Origin of the sequence: Desulfovibrio sp. SGI.169, from assembly GCF_050313595.1 — a bacterium.
Taxonomy (GTDB): domain Bacteria; phylum Desulfobacterota; class Desulfovibrionia; order Desulfovibrionales; family Desulfovibrionaceae; genus Desulfovibrio.
This window is the reverse complement of sequence record NZ_JBNPLS010000008.1, coordinates 50,578-65,989: the sequence shown is the minus strand read 5'-3', so window position 1 is coordinate 65,989 and position 15,412 is coordinate 50,578. Positions and strand designations below refer to the sequence as shown.

Below are 15,412 nucleotides of genomic sequence, written 5' to 3'. Positions count from 1 at the left end.
AGGCGGCTGGCCTCGCCCGTCAGGAAATCTTGTTCGCCGGTTCACGGCGACCGCATGGAAAACAAAAACGCGGCGAAACGCGGCCAGCGGCAAAAGAGGCCGCATGCGGGGGCTATGCCAGTTCGCGGGCCAGATCGCGCTCTTCCGCCCGCCGCTTGAGCGTGTCGCGGTGGTCGTGCAGCTTTTTGCCGCGGCCCAGGGCTATCTCCAGCTTGACCTTGCCCCGCTTGAGGTAAACGCGCACCGGAACCACGGTGAGCCCCTTCTGCGCCACCAGCCCGGCCAGTTTGGCAATTTCACGGGTGCGCAGCAGCAGGCGGCGCGGCCGGTCCGGCTCCTGCGGGGCGTAGCCCGCGTTGGCGTAGGGGGCCACATGCAGCGAGAGCAGCCAGGCTTCGCCGCGTTTGAACTCCACATAGCTGTCGATGAAATTTACCTTGCCGGCGCGTATGCTTTTGACTTCCGGGCCGGTCAGGGAGATGCCGGCTTCCAGAAATTCGGAAAGTTCGTAAAGATGGCGGGCCTTTTTGTTGACGGCAATGGTGGAAGGCGGTGTTTTCTGGCTCATGGCTGACTGTGGCTCGAAAAACTTGTGGTGTGGAAGGCCAGCTCCGCGCCCAGGGACTGGTGGAGCTTTTCACGCGCCATGCGCTGGGAGGCCGTGACGTCGGTGCTCATCAGAACGCTGCGGGCCAGGTCCATGCATGTTTCGGCATCAAGCTGGCGGATCATATGTTTCATGCCCGGCACAAAACGCGGCGCGGCGGACACGGCGTCCACCCCCATGCCCAGCAGCAGGGCTAGACCGCAGGGGTCGGAGGCCAGTTCGCCGCAGACCGAAACCCCGATGCCCTCGCGATGGGCCGCGTCAATGACCCGCTTGAGCGAACGCACCACCGCCGGATGCAGCGGCTCATGCAGATATCCCACATGGCGGTTGTTGCGGTCAATGGCCATCAGGTAATGGATCAGGTCATTGGTGCCGATGCTGAAAAAGTCGCACTCGCGGGCCAGGGCGTCGCAAACCATCACGGCGGCCGGGGTTTCCACCATGACGCCTAGGGGCAGGTCAGGCGCGTGGGGCAGGTTCTGGGCCTGCAACTCCTGGCGCAGCTCCTGCAAAATGCGGCGCACGCTCTGCACTTCGGCCAGGCCGGAAATCATGGGCAGCAGCAGGGCCAGATTGCCCGCCGCCCCGGCCCGCAGCAAAGCCCGCAACTGGGTGCGGAAAATGCCCTGATGGCGCAGGCTGAAGCGGATGCCCCTCAGGCCCAGAGCCGGATTGGGCTCCTTGAGCGCGGCCTGGGCGCGCAGCATCTTGTCCGCGCCCGCGTCCAGCGTGCGCAAGACCACCCGGCCCGGCCCGGCTTTGGCCGCCACGGCGGCGTATTCCCTGAACAGGTCTTCCTCCGTGGGCAGATCGCCTTTGAGATAGGCAAACTCCGTGCGGTACAGGCCCACGCCGTCGGCCCCGCAGCCGGGCAGGGCGTCCAGCTCTTCCAGGCTTTCCAGATTGGCCTGTACGGCCACGCGCACTCCGTCGCACATCTCTGCGGGCCAGTGCGCCGTGCGCCGGGTATGGTTTTCCCATGCGGCGTATTCATCCCGCCGGGCCGTGTAACGGGCCAGATCGCTCTCGTCCGGGCCGAAGAGCACGCAGCCGCCCAGGCCATCCACAATGATGCGCTCATCCCCGCGGGCCGTGTTCAGCAGGCCGGTCACCCCCACCAGAGCCGGAATGTGCAGGCCGCGCGACAGTATGGCGGTGTGCGAAGTGGGGCCGCCCTCGGCGGTCAGGATGCCCAGTACGCCGTCCAGGTTGAGCTCCATGACATCGGCGGGCGAAAGATCCTCGGCCGCCAGCACGCTGGGACCGGCGGCGGCATTGTCATGCCGCGCGCCGGCCAGGCATTCGCGCAGGCGCAGACCCACAGCGCGGATGTCCTGGGCGCGGTCGCGCAAATAGGGGTCGTCCATGCCCCGGAACAGGGCGCAGAGTTCTTCCACGGTATGGCTCAGGGCCCAGGAGGCGCAGATTTTTTTGTGCTCGATGCGCGCCAGGGCGGCGTCCAGCAGTTTGGGGTCGCGGGCCAGCTCCATCTGGGCCGCGATGACGTCACGGTATTCGGCCAGGTCTTCCGGCACGTTGCGCATGGTTTTTTCCAGGGCCGCGCGCACGCTGGCCGCCGCGGCGCGCAGGGCGGCCCGCTCCGCTTCGACCTCGTCAGGGCCGATGCGGCGTTCCTCGCTCATGCGCGTGTCGTGCATGAAGCGGATGGAACCGATGCATATGCCGGGCGAAACCGGCGTGCCGAACAGAACCGCGCGGGCCATGTCATTCCTGCAGGGTGGTTAAAAAGCGGGCCAGACCGCAAAGGGCCTCGCGGGCGTCGTCGCCCTTGGCGAGAAGGGTCAGTTCCGCATTGGAGGGCGGAGCCAGGGAGAGGATGTCCAGCATGCTTTTGGCGTCAACCTCGCCCGTTTCACCGATGAGCTGAATGTCGGCGGCGTAGCGCTGCGCCTCCTGCGCCAGCCGGGCCGCCGGCCGCGCGTGCAGGCCGCCCCGCAGGTTGAGCGTGAGCCGCAGGGCCAGCCCGCGCGCGGTTTCTTCGATGTGTTCTTCCATGTATCCGTGTATCCTTGAGCTTCCCTCGCTCCGGCGAAAGGGCGGCTGCCGCTTCGCGCCGCTGGGGGCATCTTACATGCCGATGAGCCCCGCGTCCATGAGAATGAGCAGACCCAGCACGAGCGCCCAGAGCAGAATGCGCGGCAGGTGCATTCGCCCCACAAGCCAGGCCGCGCCCAGCACAGAGGCCGTCGCCAGCCCGCAGAGCAGCCAGGGAAAGGGTTTCAGATGCCTGAACGGCAGTTGCCAGACCACCAGAGCCGCCATGACCGCGTTGACAATCTTGAGCCGATCCACCCAGTTGATGAGGTTCAGGCGCTTGAGGCGCAGCAGCACTGACATGCCGTGGCGCAGCCCGGCGAAAAAGGTCAGGATGCGAAAAAGCAGAAGCAGCGCCAGAAAGACGGCGGTCAGAACAGCCGTAAGGCGGGTTTGCCCGGCCAGCAGCAGAAAAACGCTGACCAGGGCCCATAGCGGCAGCAGCGCGCCGCTGAAAAAGGAGTCGCCCAGGGCGGAAAGCGTGGTGGCCAGCGTTTCGCGCAACGCGCCTGCCGAGGCTTCCGGCAGGATGCCTCTGGCGATTTGCATTTCGAGAGAAAGCACAATGCCCACATAGAGCGGAACCATGAATACATGGGTATTGCTGTGCCCGCCGTAGCGGGCGAAGGCGCGGGCCCTGTCTTCTTTTTGGGGATAGAGACAGCGAAAGGCCGGAGTCAGCACGAAGGCGAGTCCGATTTGCTGCATGCCTCTGGCGGTGACGGCCGCGTTGACGCAGCAGGTGCGCGCAAGGCAGTTGAGGGCGACGCGACGGGGAAGCATGGCAACCTTTCGCTGTTGTCAGAACCTTCTTTGGTGTCTGGAACCCATTTCATAATTCGGTCAAGGGCCGCATTATGAAGATGATTCGCCAGAAAATGTGTTTTTTGTCGAATACCCCGGCCAGGCTGCGGCAGAAGCCTTCCGGCTTTATAGCGTCTGCGCTGGCAAGCGAACACTGGGCGGACTGCCCAAGCGGAGCGCCGGGGAACGCCTTGGCGCAGCCTGGTTGAGGCGCTTCGCGTTTTTGGCTGAAAACATGCTACCCTGCCTTGCTCGCCGGAATAAGAGCATAAAGCTCCTTGCAGCTCCAGCCGCGCGCGGCGTTCTGGACACGCCGGGCCACCTCGCGCGGTTTGCCGCCTCGCGCCAGCTCCGCCCGCAGCAGCTCTTCCACCTCATGCCGGGGCATGCGCTCGACCGCCTCGGGCGGGCCGAGCAGCACCGTGATTTCGCCAAGAAGGTCGTCAGGCAGACAATCGCTGTCTTCAAGACGACCAAGTATAAATTCCTCATGGGTTTTGGTCAATTCACGGCAGATGGCCAGGTCGCGCGGGCCCAGAATACGGGCCGCCAGGGCCAGGCTCTTTTTGAGGCGGTCTTTGCGTTCAAAAAAAATCAGTGAACCGGGCGTTCGGGCAAAGGAAGCGAAAAGCGCCTCGCATCCCCCCGCGTCGCGGGGCAGAAAGCCCAAAAAGGTATGCGGCAGGGGCGCGATGCCGGCGGCGGACAGGGCGGCCGCAGGGGCGGATGGCCCGGGAACCGGCGAAACCGGCAGGCCCTCTTTGCGGCAGGCCCGCACCAGCCGGTAGCCGGGATCGGCCAGCAGCGGGGTGCCCGCGTCGGAAATCAGGGCCAGGTCGCGGCCCTCGCGCAGCAGGCGCAGCACTTCTTCCTGACGCTGGGCTTCATTGTGGTCGTAAAAACTGAGAAAGCGGCGGCTCCGCATGTTGCGGATGCCGCAGAGGCGACAGAGTTGAAGCGCGCGGCGGGTATCCTCCGCCAGGATAAGGTCAGCGTTTTCCAGAATTTCGCGGGCCCGCGGCGAAAGGTCACCAGGGTTGCCAAGGGGCGTGGCCACTATCCAGAGCCGGGGAGAAGTCAAAGGCATGGGGGTAATGCTCCGCGCTGAAAGTGTCGCCGTGGCGCAAGAGGCAGACCACGTCAAAACGGCAGGGGTTTTGCCAGGCGTCATGCGCCGTCAGCCAGGCCTGGGCCGCGCGCGCGAGCGCGCGTTGCTTGGCCGGGGTCACGGCCGCCGCCGGGCCGCCGTAACCGTCTGACCGCCGGGTCTTGACCTCCACGAAAACCACTTCCCGGCCGTCGCGGCAGACCATGTCCAGCTCCAGGCGGCCCTGACGCCAGTTGCGATCCAGCAGCGTGAAGCCCGCGCGCGTCAGCAACATCGCGGCGGCCTCCTCGCCGGCCTGGCCCAGCCGGATATGGGCCGCTTTCGCGCTCTGGCCGCCGCCCGGCGCGACGCGTCGGGCAAAGAGCCGGCAAACGGGAAGCTTCAGCATAGCGTGTCCTGACGCGGCGGGCCAGATGGGCGCAACACGCCCCGGAAGGTCAGGCGGTGCTGCGGGCAGGGGCCCAGATGACGCAATGCCTCATAATGGGCCCGGGTGCCGTAGCCCTTGTGCGCCGCCAGGCCATACCCGGGCCAGCGGCGATCCAGATGGCGCATGAGATGATCCCGAAAGGTTTTGGCCAGGATGGAGGCGGCGGAAATGGCGGCTTCGCTTTTGTCGCCGCCCACAATGGCCCGCTGTGAAGGCGGGGACGCCGTATGCCCGGCGCGCCAGAAGGGAAGCAGCACGGCGGCGGGCAGCGTTTTGTCGCCGTCAATGAGCAGGCGGGCCGGCGTAACGCCCATAACGCGCACGGCGCGACTCATGGCTTCAAACGTGGCCTGAAGAATATTGATGCGCTCGATGCGCCGGGGCCAGACCACGCCCAGGCCCCAGGCCACGGCGCAGGCTTTGATGCGCGGGGCAAGACGCTCGCGCGCCTTTGCGCTCATGGCCTTGGAATCCGTGAGGCCGGGCAGGTCGTAGGCAGCGGGCAGAATGACGGCCGCGGCCACCACAGGCCCGGCCAGACAGCCGCGCCCCGCTTCGTCAATGCCCGCGACGGGGCCGGCGGCCTGCGCGGGAGCATGCGGCTCAAGCAGACTGGCCTGCACGGGATGTTCCTTCATGATGCCCTCGTTTCCGGCAGCGCGGGCGTTCGCTCTCGCGGTCGCCGAAAGCGCATGCCTTTTTCAAAGGCAATTCGCTCTGAAAAGCGCAGCTTCAGCCGGCGAACCAGACAGACCCCGGTTTGCCGGCTGAAGCGAAGGATATTGCCAGCGTCCGCAGCCCGCGCGGCGGCGTCGCGCATGAGGCCGTGGACGGCAAAAAGCACAGGCCGTGGTCAGAAGCGGCCGCGGGGCTTGATGCGGGCCGCCTTGCCCTTGAGGGCGCGCAGGTAGTAGAGGCGGCTGCGGCGCACGCGGCCCTGGGTAACCAGCTCCACATGGTCGATGAAGGGCGAGTTGATCGGGAAGATGCGCTCCACGCCCACGCCGTCGGAAATTTTGCGCACGGTGAAGCTGGCGTTGGTGGAGCCGCGCTTGATGCGGATCACATTGCCCTGAAAGACCTGGATGCGCTCTTTTTCCCCTTCCACAATGCGCAGGTGCACTTTGACCGTGTCGCCGGAGCGAAACGCGGGCATGTCCATGCGCATGTTTTCCTGTTCGATCTTTCTGATGATGTCCATCGTAAACTCCTTGCAAACCCGCGGGCGGATTGCCGCTTCGTTGTAAAGCGATCCGCTGTGCGCGGCCCGAGGTTTTCAGCAGTAGTCGCCTAAAATTCTGTCGGCCAGAATGGCGGCCGCGCTGCGCACTGAAAGGTGATTGTATCCCAAAAAGCGCAGGGGGCGCATCTGCCCCTCGCAACGTTCCAGCACTTCCGGCGCCAGCCCCTGAGCCGTGCCCAGGCAGAGCATTACCGGGCCTTCCCGACACCAGTCACGCGCCTGGCCGGGCGTCAGCGGCGCGGGAGCGCGCTTGCGCGCGGGCCAGACGGCGGAACTGGCGATCAGCCTGGGCGTAGCGCCGGCATGAGCGGCAAACTGCGCCACGGCTTCATCCAGCGAGCTTGCCGGGCGAACCAGCTCCAGCGCTCTGGCCCTGTCCGGATTGTTTTCGCCTCCGGGGCCGCGAGTCCAGTGTCGCAAAATATCCTCAAGCAACCGCAGCTGATCCTCCAGAGGCGTCACCGCATAGAAGGGCCCCATCGCATAGCTGCGGGAAATTCGGGCTATATCGTGAATGTCGAGATTTGTCAAAGAGGAAGCGCCGGAATTTTTTTCTCCAAGCAAAACGGGATAGTGCACCAGACAGAAAGAGAGGTTGCGGCCAGGCCTCTCGCGCGACAGAGTGGACAGGGTTCGGGCGTCATCGCGGGTCAGCGGGGCCGTATCCAGCAGGTCGGGGCGCGCCCTCAGCGTGGCCGCCAGGGACGCGGCGCGCCGCCATGCCGCGATACGGCCATGATCGCCGCTGAGCAGCGCTTCGGGCACGGACAGGCCTTCCAGGCGTTCGGGCCGGGTGTAATGCGGGTACTCCAGCAGGCCATGGGAAAAGCTTTCTTCCTCGCCGGATTCCTCTTTGCCCATGAAGCCCGGCGTCAGGCGCGCCACGGATTCAATAACGGCCAGAGCCGCCGTTTCTCCGCCGTTGAGCACGGCCTCGCCCACGCTCACCGGCTCCAGCGGGAACAGCTCAGACAGACGGGCATCCAGCCCTTCATAACGACCGCAGATCAGGGTGATATCTTCTTCGGCGGCCAGCTCGCGCGCCAGCGCCTGATTGAGCGGACGACCGCCCGGCGTCATGAGCAGCATCCGGCCGGGGCGCTCAATGGAGCGCAGCGCCAGGGCCACGGGCTCGCCCATCATCACCATGCCTGGCCCGCCGCCGTAGGGGCGGTCGTCCACATGCCGGCGCTTGTCCGCGCTGAAGGCGCGGGGGTCATGAAAGCTGAATTTCACCAGACCGCTTTCGCGGGCGCGGCCCATGAGCGCCGTGTCCAGCGGGGAGGCAAAAAATTCGGGAAAGAGCGAAACCAGGTGAAAATGCGGCATGGCCGGGAGAGTGCCGCAAAAGAGCGCGGCTGGCAAGCGTCGGTAAATTCCGTGTTTTGGGCAAAACGCTCTGGAGTCAGGCCCTGTCAATGCGCTGTTGGCTAATGGCGCTGCTGATTCAGGCTTTTCCGCGCTGGCCGCGCCAGCGCGGAAAAGCCTGTTTTTGATCATGGCGGCATTGCGCAAAACGTCCCGCGCCAAACCGGCAGCGCGTTGGCAGGGCCAGAGCCTGAAACTCCGTTTTTTCAGGGCGTCATGCCCGCCGCGCGGCCCCGTGGCGCCTCCCGCGCCGGAGGTTACGGCGGCGCAGCATCCGACGCACCTGCGTGAGCAGATATACGCCGAACAGAATTCCCGCCGCGCCGAAGCACTCCTGCCAGTAAAAATTCTCACCCAGCACGACGATGCCGGCCCCCACTCCCATCAGCGGCATAATGTTCAAAAAGACGGCGGCCTGTCCGGCGCCCACCGCCTTGATGCCGAGATTCCAGAACGCCATGGCGCAGACCCCGCCCGCCCAGACCACATAGGCCATGCAGGCCATGCCCGTCGCGGACAGCGGCGCGTAGTGCAGCTCACCCGTGAACAGGCCGTAAACAAAGGTGATCAGCGCCCCGAACACCCCGGCCCAGGCCGTGACGCCCAAGGCCGACAGATGCCGCATGACCCGGAAACCGATCAGCGTGTACGCGGCCCAACCCAGCTGGGCGCAGAAAAAAAGCATGTCGCCGTAATTGAATGAAATATGCAGCAGAGCGTCCAGCGACCCCTTGCTGGACAGCAGCAGCACGCCCGCAAGGGAAATGACGATGCCCATCCACTGAACGGGCAAAAGGCGCTCACGCAGAAAAAGCGCGGCCAGCAGGGCTGTGACCGCCGGCGTGGTGGAGGCTATCAGTGTGGCGTTGCCGACCGTGGAATACTGCAAACCGCTGAACTGGGCCACATTGTTTATGGCCACGCCGCTCACCCCCATGCAGAACAGCGGCAAAAGACATGCCGGGGGCGGCAGCAGCGGCGTTTTACGCCGCCAGCGCATGATCAGAAAAATAGTGGCGCTGATCAGGACGAAACGCGCCACAGTCAGACTGACCGGCGTGATTTCCCGCACGGCGAGTTTGATGAAAAGCGGCTGGACACCCCAGATGGCCGCCGTCAGGCTCAAAAGAGCATAGTATTTTCCCACCGCCTGACCCCTCCGGTTCATGCCGCCCTTCCGCCGGCTGCTTGTGGCCTTCTGCTTCAAAATTTCTGAAAAGGCAAGACGCGCTTTATGAAAATGAATTTCAATTCTATTGACAGCAAACCTGGCCTGTGTCAAAGTCACGCCAGTTCACCCGCAACACGGAGAAAGCCATGAACTCTTCCCGCACTATCGCGCAAACTCTGGACGCCAGCCATCGTTTCAGCCATGAAAACCAGCATATTCGACAACATGCCCGTTTTGACCCGCTGCTCATCGAGCTTATCCAACACTATCAGAAACAGCGAAAAAAACGCCTCTGCCAGGGCGACTGCGCCAACTGCCATTGCGGCAAAGACAAAAGGGATCGCCCCGGCACGGCATGAGCGCGAAAATTTTGCCCAGACACTGAATATGCAATTCGTTTTCTACAAGCAGGCAATGCGCTCGCCCGGCCGCCACGAGAAGGAGAACCGTTCACAGGCTTCTCACGGCATAAACGGGGAAAACAATCATTGCCACGTTTTCAAAAATCGTGCTATCAAAAATACCGCCACAACGCCGCCGCTTCCGGATGGAGCGCTTCGCCGTTCATCTGGTCAGTCCGGTAAGACGGCGGCACAAACACAGGCCCATGAGGAGAATGACATGAGCAAGAAAGGGAACAATCCGGGAAGATTCAGGAAACGGTGCATGGTGGCCCTGCTGGCGGCGAGTCTGTTTCTGGGAGCGACGGGGAGCGCCAGGGCCATCGACTTCAAGGCCCAGGGCGAATGGCTGGTGGGCTTTGGCGCGGGCGACGCCTCGCTGATCGACAAGGTGCGCGACAACAACGGCAAGCACAAGACCAATGCGAACGACAAGTTCGCCGCAGCCCAGCGCATTCGCCTGCAACTGGACGCGGTGGCTTCCGAGGCGCTGTCCGGCACGGTATTCTTTGAAATCGGCGACCAGACCTGGGGCAAGGCGGAAGACGGCGGCGCTCTGGGCGCTGACGGCACTGTGGTCAAGGTCAAAAACGCCTTTATCGACTGGCTGGCGCCCCGTACCGACCTGCGCTTCCGCATGGGCCTTCAGGCCGTGGCCCTGCCCAATATGGCCGGCGGTTCCGCCGTTATGGACGGCGATGTGGCCGCTGTGGCCGCCAGTTACAAATTCACCGACAACGTGGCGCTTACCGCCCTCTGGATGCGCCCGGTCAACGACAATTATTCGGGATGGGATGACAACGGCAATACGCGCGAGTCCAACTATCTGGACAACATCGACCTTTTCGCCCTCAGCCTGCCTCTGACCTTTGATGGTTTTGAAATCACCCTCTGGGCCATGTACGGCATGATGGGCAAGTACTCTCTGGATGGTCTGGATGCCGACGACGGCAACAACCCCTGGGGACGTCCCGGCAGAGTCGGGACGAACCAGTGGGGCACGGAGGACGGCGCTCTGCGCTACACCCTCAGCGGCCTGTACCCCGGCTTCAACGCGACCGCCCTGGGGGGAACCAGCAAAGCCTATGGCTCCATGTTCTGGGCCGGCCTGCCCATTGCCATTACCGCCTGGGACCCGCTGAACATCGAATTTGACATCAATTACGGCTATGTGGAAAGCATGGGCCGCTTTGACGTTTCCAAGCGCGGCGCCGAAGTGGTGCGCGGCGGCACAGAACGGCAGGGCTGGCTGGCCAAGGCGCTCATCGAGTACAAGATGGACTGGGGCGTGCCCGGCATCTTCGGCTGGTACGCTTCAGGCGACGACGGCAATGTGAAAAACGGCTCCGAGCGCATGCCTTCGGTGGCCGCCGCCGGCAACTTCACCTCTTTCATGGGCGACGGCAACCTGGCCTGGGCCCCCAACGGCGACTGGTACGACCGCGGCCTGAGCTACGCGGGCACCTGGGGCGTCGGCCTGCAACTTCGTGACATGAGCTTTGTGGAAGACCTCAGGCACACCTTCCGCGTGGCCTACTGGGGCGGCACCAACAGCCCCTCCATGGTCAAATACATGAGCAGTTCCACGGCCTGGGCCGACGGCTACGGCACCAACGACGGCCCGTACCTGACCACCAACGACGGCCTGCTGGAATTCAACATGGTCAACTCCTGGCAGATTTATGAAAATCTGGAAGCCAACCTGGAGCTGGGCTACATCGTCAACATGATTGACAAGGACACCTGGGAAAAGAGCTGGATGAACGATTCCTTCCAGAAACAGGACGCCTGGAAGGCGCAGCTTGTCTTTGCCTATGCCTTCTAGAGCATTTTTTGATTGAAAATATCCATTTTCAATCACTACCGCTCTAACGCTTGAGGCCCTCTGCGCGCGCTCCCTTCCCGCACGCGAACCGCAAGGCCGTCCTTCCGCCGGGCGGCCTTGCAGCTTATTTGCTTTCCGCAGCCAGCGACCGCTACACATCCTCGGCGTCGCGCACCACTTCCAGAATGGACGGCAGGGCGCGGATGGCCTCAATAAGCTGGTAAAGCTGGGTGGCGTCTCGCACCTCCACGGTAAAACGCAGTTTGGCGCGACCGTCCACCAGCGTGTCCATGCTCAGGCCGGTGATGTTCACATCGTTTTTGGCGAGCACCTGGGCCACTTCCGCCAGGACGCCCCGCACATTTTGGGCGATGATGAAAATGCCCGCCTCGTAGGGCTGTTCTTCCGCGCCGTCCCAATGTACGGAGATCAGGCGCTCCGGCTCCATATTGGCCACATTGGGGCAGTCGGCGCAGTGCACGCTGACGCCCATGCCCCGGCTGATATAGCCGATAATGGGATCGCCCGGCACCGGATTGCAGCATTTGGCGAAGCGCATCAGCACCCCGTCCACGCCGGAGATGCCCACGCCCTCGGTCTTGCGGACGGCCTCTTCCCTGCTTTCCTTGACGCTGGGGGCCGCGGGCGCGGTCGGGGCGACCTCGTTGGGGTGCAGCACGGCATAAAGGCGGTTCAGAACCTTGCGCGGCGTCAGATGGGCATACCCCACCGCGGCGATCAGGTCATCCACGCTCTCGAAATTCATCTCCTGGGCCACCAGAGCCAGATGCCCCTCCTTGAGGGCTTTGGCCACATTCAGGCTGGCTTTGCGTCCTTCCTTCTCCAGCATGTCGCGGCCCAGGGTCACGGCGCGGGCCCGCTCCTCCGTGCGCAGATAGCGCTGAATGCGGCTGCGGGCCCTGGCGGTCTTGACCAGCTTGAGCCAGTCGCGGTTGGGGTTGCGCGCCGGGTCCGTGACGATTTCCACTATATCGCCGTTCTTCAGCTCCGTGCTCAGGGGCATGAGACGGCCGTTGACCTTGGCTCCCGCGCAATGCTGGCCCACCTTGGTATGAATCAGAAAGGCAAAATCCAGAGGCGTGGCCCCTTCCGGCAGTTCCTTGACGTCACCGGCCGGCGTGTAGACATAGACCTCATCCTTGAAGAGATCCATTTTCAGCGCATGCATGAACTCGCGCGAATCCGTCTCGTCGCCCTGGCGCTCAAAAATTTCCCGCAGCCAGGAAAACTGCTCCAGGTCCTTGCTGTTGACCCGGCCCTTTTCCTTGTACAGCCAGTGCGCGGCCACGCCGTGCTCGGCCTGGCGGTGCATCTCTTCGGTGCGAATCTGAATCTCGATGCGCTCGCCCTCAGGCCCGATGACCGTGGTGTGCAGGCTCTGATAGCCGTTGGCCTTGGGCATGGAAATATAGTCTTTGAAGCGTCCGTGCACGGGCCGCCACTGCGAGTGCACCAGCCCCAGCACCGCGTAGCAATCCTTGATATCCTTGACCAGCACGCGAAAGGCCATGATGTCGTGCATTTCATCCAGAGTCAGAGACTGGGACTGCATCTTCTTGTAAATGCTGTACTTGTGCTTGATGCGGCCATAGACCTGCCCCTGAATCTGGTTGGAGGCCAGCAGATCCCGAATCAGGCCCACCACCTTGTCGATGATATGCTTTTCCACCACCTGATGCTTGTCCAGCCAGTGGTCGATCTGGTTGAAAATATCCGGCCGCAGATATTTGAAGCTGAGGTCTTCCAGGTCGCGCTTGAGCAGGTACAGGCCCAGCCGGTTGGCCAGGGGGGCGTAAATATCCATGGTTTCCTGGGCGATGCGCTTCTGCTTGTGGGCTTTCTGAAAATCCAGGGTGCGCATATTGTGCAGGCGGTCGGCCAGCTTGACCATCAGCACGCGCATATCGTGGCTCATGGCCAGAATCATCTTGCGGATGTTCTCGGCCTGAGCCTCCTCCTTGTTTTCAAAGGGGATCATGCTGATCTTGGTGACGCCGTCCACGATATCGGCCACTTCTTCGCCGAAGTTTTCGTCAATCTCTTCAATAGTGGCCTTGGTGTCCTCCACGGTGTCATGCAGCAGGCCCGCGGCCACCGTGGGTTCGTCAAAACCCATGTCCGCCAGGGTGGCGGCCACGGCCAGAGGGTGGGAAAGATAGGGCTCGCCGGAAAGGCGCGTCTGCCCGGCGTGGGCTGTGGCGGCAAACACATAGGCCCGCTGGATCAGTTCCAGATCGGCGTTCTGATTGCTGGCCGCCACTTTATCGAGAATTTCCTGAATGCGAATCATGGAATCAGCCCTGCCGGAAAAATGAAAAATGTGGGGAAAAGACATTTTTTTAACTATGTTCCGACAAGCGCGGGCTTGTCAACGGCGGAAAGAGATTCCGCGCCCCGAAAACAACGGCATTTTGCAGCATGTTTCTTGCATTTCCCATGCGCAACGGCAGCAATTTCCCGATTCTCCGTAACGACGTCCACGCAGCATGGAGTTGACAGTGTTTATCAGCGCCGCATCCTCGCTTTCCGCGGGTTTCTTTACAGAGCCCGCACGCCGCGATCCCGGCGCGTCCACGAAGGCCGAAGCGGGTCGGGGAGATCAGGTCAGTTTTTCCCGGGAGGCTTTGGCTCTGGCAAAGCGGGCCCTTTGCCAGCGTCAGACCGCCGGCCGGGGGCTTGCCGTTCAGGATCGACAGGATCAGGCCGATGCCGCTGCCGACAGCGCTGACAAGCGGCAAGAACTGTTTCAGCGATTCCGTTCCCATGCACACAGGGGCGGCATCCGCTTCCCCGGCATGAGCGCCGCCGAGACGGAAGGAAGTTCTCAAGCGGAAGCGGCATCGGAACTTCGGCGGGATGGAGAAACGCATAAAAAAACAGCCCGAAAAACTTCCGACATTGAACGGCAGATAAAAGAACTGACAGGCCAACTGGAACAGGTGCTGGCCTCGGATATGCCTGACATCGCCAAAGAGGAAATGGCATCGGGCATCAAGCGAAAGATGGACGAACTGCTGGGTCAGGCACAGGCGCTGAAAACCGGGGAAGAGGCCGGGCAGACCGCGCAGGCGGATGCCCCCGCGCCCTGACGGTCAGGGGCTTTGCCCTCTGCAAAGCTTTTGTTTGTCCGCAAGGCGGATAAGCCCGCCTCAAGGAGCGGACTCTTCGGCGTACCCCCAAAAAAGCGGACAAGACCTGACGCCGCAGGCGGGCAAAAAGGCAGCGCGCCTACAGGCCGCCCTAAGCGCCCTGAAGCGTCTCCAGCAGCCAGACCACGGGAGGCGCGAACGCGACGGTAAGCAGACCCGCGAGAATCATGGCCAGACCCGCCATAGCGCCGGCTTCTTCATTTTCCTGCAGGGCCGCCGCCGTGCCCTGGGCATGGGAAATGACGCCCAGCGTCAGTCCCCGCGCGAAAGGAGAGGAGACCCGCGCCAGCGTCAGCGCCCAGGCCCCCAGCAGGGAACCCAACGTGCCTGTGGCCACCACAAAAGCCGCGGCCAGCGGGGGGATGCCATCATAAATGGCGGCAATTTCCACCGCAAAAGGAATGGAAACCCCCTTGGCGAGAATGGACATGACGACCTGGCGCGGCAACCCGCCCGCCTGGGCCATGAGCCCGGCGGAAAACATGGCCGCAAAGGCTCCGGCGCTTACGCTGACGAGAATGGCCGGGGCATTGCGCCAGAGCAGCTTTCTGTACCGGTACAGGGGCAGCGCAAGGCTGACCGTGGCCGCGCCCATCAGGCTGGTCATCAGCTCCTTGGCGGGTTCATATGCGCTGTAGGGCAGGCCGCAGAGCAGCAATACGGCGATTATCACGGCGGCGCTGACGCCGACGACGTTAATCAGCGGGTGCCGGTAGCGCAAATACAGACGCAGCACGCACTGATACACAAGCAGCGTGCCCGCCACGCACAGAAAGGTCGTCAGGATCATTGCGTTTTTTCCTTTGCCGCCTTGCGGCGCAGCGCCCCGGCCAGCCAGCCGGTCACCAGCAGCGGCAGAGCCGTGCTGCCGACGATGGCCCCCAGCAGCACCCAGCCGTAATCATAAAAAACTTCGCCCCAGTTCATCAGGCCCACAGCCACGGGAATGAAAAAGAAGACCAGATGCCTGAGCAGAAAGGGCGCGGCCTCGCTTATCCAGCTTTCCTTGACGATGCCGGCGCACAGCAAAAGAAACAGCGCAATGATGCCCAGAACATTGCCGGGCACGGGCATATCCAGCACTCTGACCGCAAAGTCGGCCAGCCATGCGACGCCGGCGAACAGAGCCGCCTGCCAGAGCAAGCGCCAGGTTTGTCGCATATTGCCCTCTCATGAAAAGTTGCGCGCCATTGTTCCGGCCAGCCCGCTTTCTGCGGGCAGCCTCCC

16 protein-coding genes are annotated in these 15,412 nt (G+C 63.1%); 3 read left to right on the top strand and 13 right to left on the bottom strand.

All coding sequences use genetic code 11. From position 1 onward, the window contains the following. Nucleotides 1–112: 112 nt before the first annotated feature. From smpB to ACQRA4_RS06000, 10 genes are all read right to left on the bottom strand, one after another. Nucleotides 113–568, bottom strand: coding sequence for an SsrA-binding protein SmpB (smpB, locus tag ACQRA4_RS06045; protein WP_427822195.1), 456 nt, complete (start codon nucleotides 566–568; stop codon nucleotides 113–115). Then, a complete protein-coding gene (ptsP, locus tag ACQRA4_RS06040) occupies nucleotides 565–2,334 on the bottom strand; it encodes a phosphoenolpyruvate--protein phosphotransferase (RefSeq protein ID WP_427822194.1) in 1,770 nt (589 codons plus the stop codon). Before ptsP ends, smpB begins: the two co-directional genes overlap by 4 nt. Before the next feature lies 1 nt (nucleotide 2,335). Continuing rightward, a complete protein-coding gene (locus ACQRA4_RS06035; protein ID WP_427822193.1) occupies nucleotides 2,336–2,626 on the bottom strand; it encodes an HPr family phosphocarrier protein in 291 nt (96 codons plus the stop codon). A gap of 72 nt (nucleotides 2,627–2,698) precedes the next feature. Beyond that, entirely contained in the window at nucleotides 2,699–3,448 is a 750-nt protein-coding gene (locus ACQRA4_RS06030) for a PTS system mannose/fructose/sorbose family transporter subunit IID (RefSeq protein ID WP_427822192.1), read from the bottom strand. A 259-nt stretch (nucleotides 3,449–3,707) separates the two neighbouring features. Then, nucleotides 3,708–4,556, bottom strand: a complete 849-nt coding sequence (rsmI, locus tag ACQRA4_RS06025; RefSeq protein ID WP_427822191.1) for a 16S rRNA (cytidine(1402)-2'-O)-methyltransferase — start codon at nucleotides 4,554–4,556, stop codon at nucleotides 3,708–3,710. Further along, nucleotides 4,498–4,965 (bottom strand): YraN family protein, encoded by a 468-nt coding sequence (locus tag ACQRA4_RS06020; RefSeq protein ID WP_427822190.1) that lies wholly within the window; start codon nucleotides 4,963–4,965, stop codon nucleotides 4,498–4,500. The genes rsmI and ACQRA4_RS06020 overlap by 59 nt, the downstream gene beginning before the upstream one ends. After that, nucleotides 4,959–5,645 (bottom strand): ribonuclease HII, encoded by a 687-nt coding sequence (locus tag ACQRA4_RS06015; RefSeq protein WP_427822189.1) that lies wholly within the window; start codon nucleotides 5,643–5,645, stop codon nucleotides 4,959–4,961. Before ACQRA4_RS06015 ends, ACQRA4_RS06020 begins: the two co-directional genes overlap by 7 nt. A gap of 215 nt (nucleotides 5,646–5,860) precedes the next feature. Further along, on the bottom strand, nucleotides 5,861–6,208 hold the full coding sequence (gene rplS, locus ACQRA4_RS06010) for a 50S ribosomal protein L19 (protein WP_427822188.1): 348 nt from the start codon (nucleotides 6,206–6,208) through the stop codon (nucleotides 5,861–5,863). A 75-nt stretch (nucleotides 6,209–6,283) separates the two neighbouring features. Further along, the gene (trmD, locus tag ACQRA4_RS06005) at nucleotides 6,284–7,579 is read right to left on the bottom strand and encodes a tRNA (guanosine(37)-N1)-methyltransferase TrmD (RefSeq protein ID WP_427822187.1); all 1,296 of its coding nucleotides are present in this window, start codon (nucleotides 7,577–7,579) and stop codon (nucleotides 6,284–6,286) included. A gap of 253 nt (nucleotides 7,580–7,832) precedes the next feature. Further along, nucleotides 7,833–8,786, bottom strand: a complete 954-nt coding sequence (locus ACQRA4_RS06000; protein WP_427822186.1) for a DMT family transporter — start codon at nucleotides 8,784–8,786, stop codon at nucleotides 7,833–7,835. 149 nt (nucleotides 8,787–8,935) lie between these two features. On the opposite strand from ACQRA4_RS06000, the gene ACQRA4_RS05995 reads away from it, so the two are divergent. Both ACQRA4_RS05995 and ACQRA4_RS05990 read left to right on the top strand, forming a co-directional pair. Then, nucleotides 8,936–9,148, top strand: a complete 213-nt coding sequence (locus ACQRA4_RS05995) for a hypothetical protein (RefSeq protein WP_427822185.1) — start codon at nucleotides 8,936–8,938, stop codon at nucleotides 9,146–9,148. Between the two features lie 262 nt (nucleotides 9,149–9,410). Next, nucleotides 9,411–11,015: an outer membrane homotrimeric porin gene (locus tag ACQRA4_RS05990; RefSeq protein WP_427822184.1), complete on the top strand. Its 1,605-nt coding sequence runs from the start codon at nucleotides 9,411–9,413 to the stop codon at nucleotides 11,013–11,015. Nucleotides 11,016–11,166: 151 nt separating this feature from the next. Here the strand turns inward: ACQRA4_RS05990 and ACQRA4_RS05985 are convergent, their stop codons facing one another. Next, nucleotides 11,167–13,326, bottom strand: a complete 2,160-nt coding sequence (locus tag ACQRA4_RS05985) for a RelA/SpoT family protein (protein ID WP_427822183.1) — start codon at nucleotides 13,324–13,326, stop codon at nucleotides 11,167–11,169. Nucleotides 13,327–13,534: 208 nt separating this feature from the next. Here ACQRA4_RS05985 and ACQRA4_RS05980 point away from each other — a divergent pair, with 208 nt between their 5' ends. Beyond that, nucleotides 13,535–14,125: a hypothetical protein gene (locus ACQRA4_RS05980; RefSeq protein WP_427822182.1), complete on the top strand. Its 591-nt coding sequence runs from the start codon at nucleotides 13,535–13,537 to the stop codon at nucleotides 14,123–14,125. 151 nt (nucleotides 14,126–14,276) lie between these two features. Here the strand turns inward: ACQRA4_RS05980 and ACQRA4_RS05975 are convergent, their stop codons facing one another. Together ACQRA4_RS05975 and ACQRA4_RS05970 are read right to left on the bottom strand one after the other, a co-directional pair. Next, nucleotides 14,277–14,975, bottom strand: a complete 699-nt coding sequence (locus ACQRA4_RS05975; RefSeq protein WP_427822181.1) for an LrgB family protein — start codon at nucleotides 14,973–14,975, stop codon at nucleotides 14,277–14,279. Continuing rightward, nucleotides 14,972–15,346, bottom strand: coding sequence for a CidA/LrgA family protein (locus ACQRA4_RS05970; RefSeq protein ID WP_427822180.1), 375 nt, complete (start codon nucleotides 15,344–15,346; stop codon nucleotides 14,972–14,974). The genes ACQRA4_RS05975 and ACQRA4_RS05970 overlap by 4 nt, the downstream gene beginning before the upstream one ends. Nucleotides 15,347–15,412 lie beyond the last annotated feature (66 nt).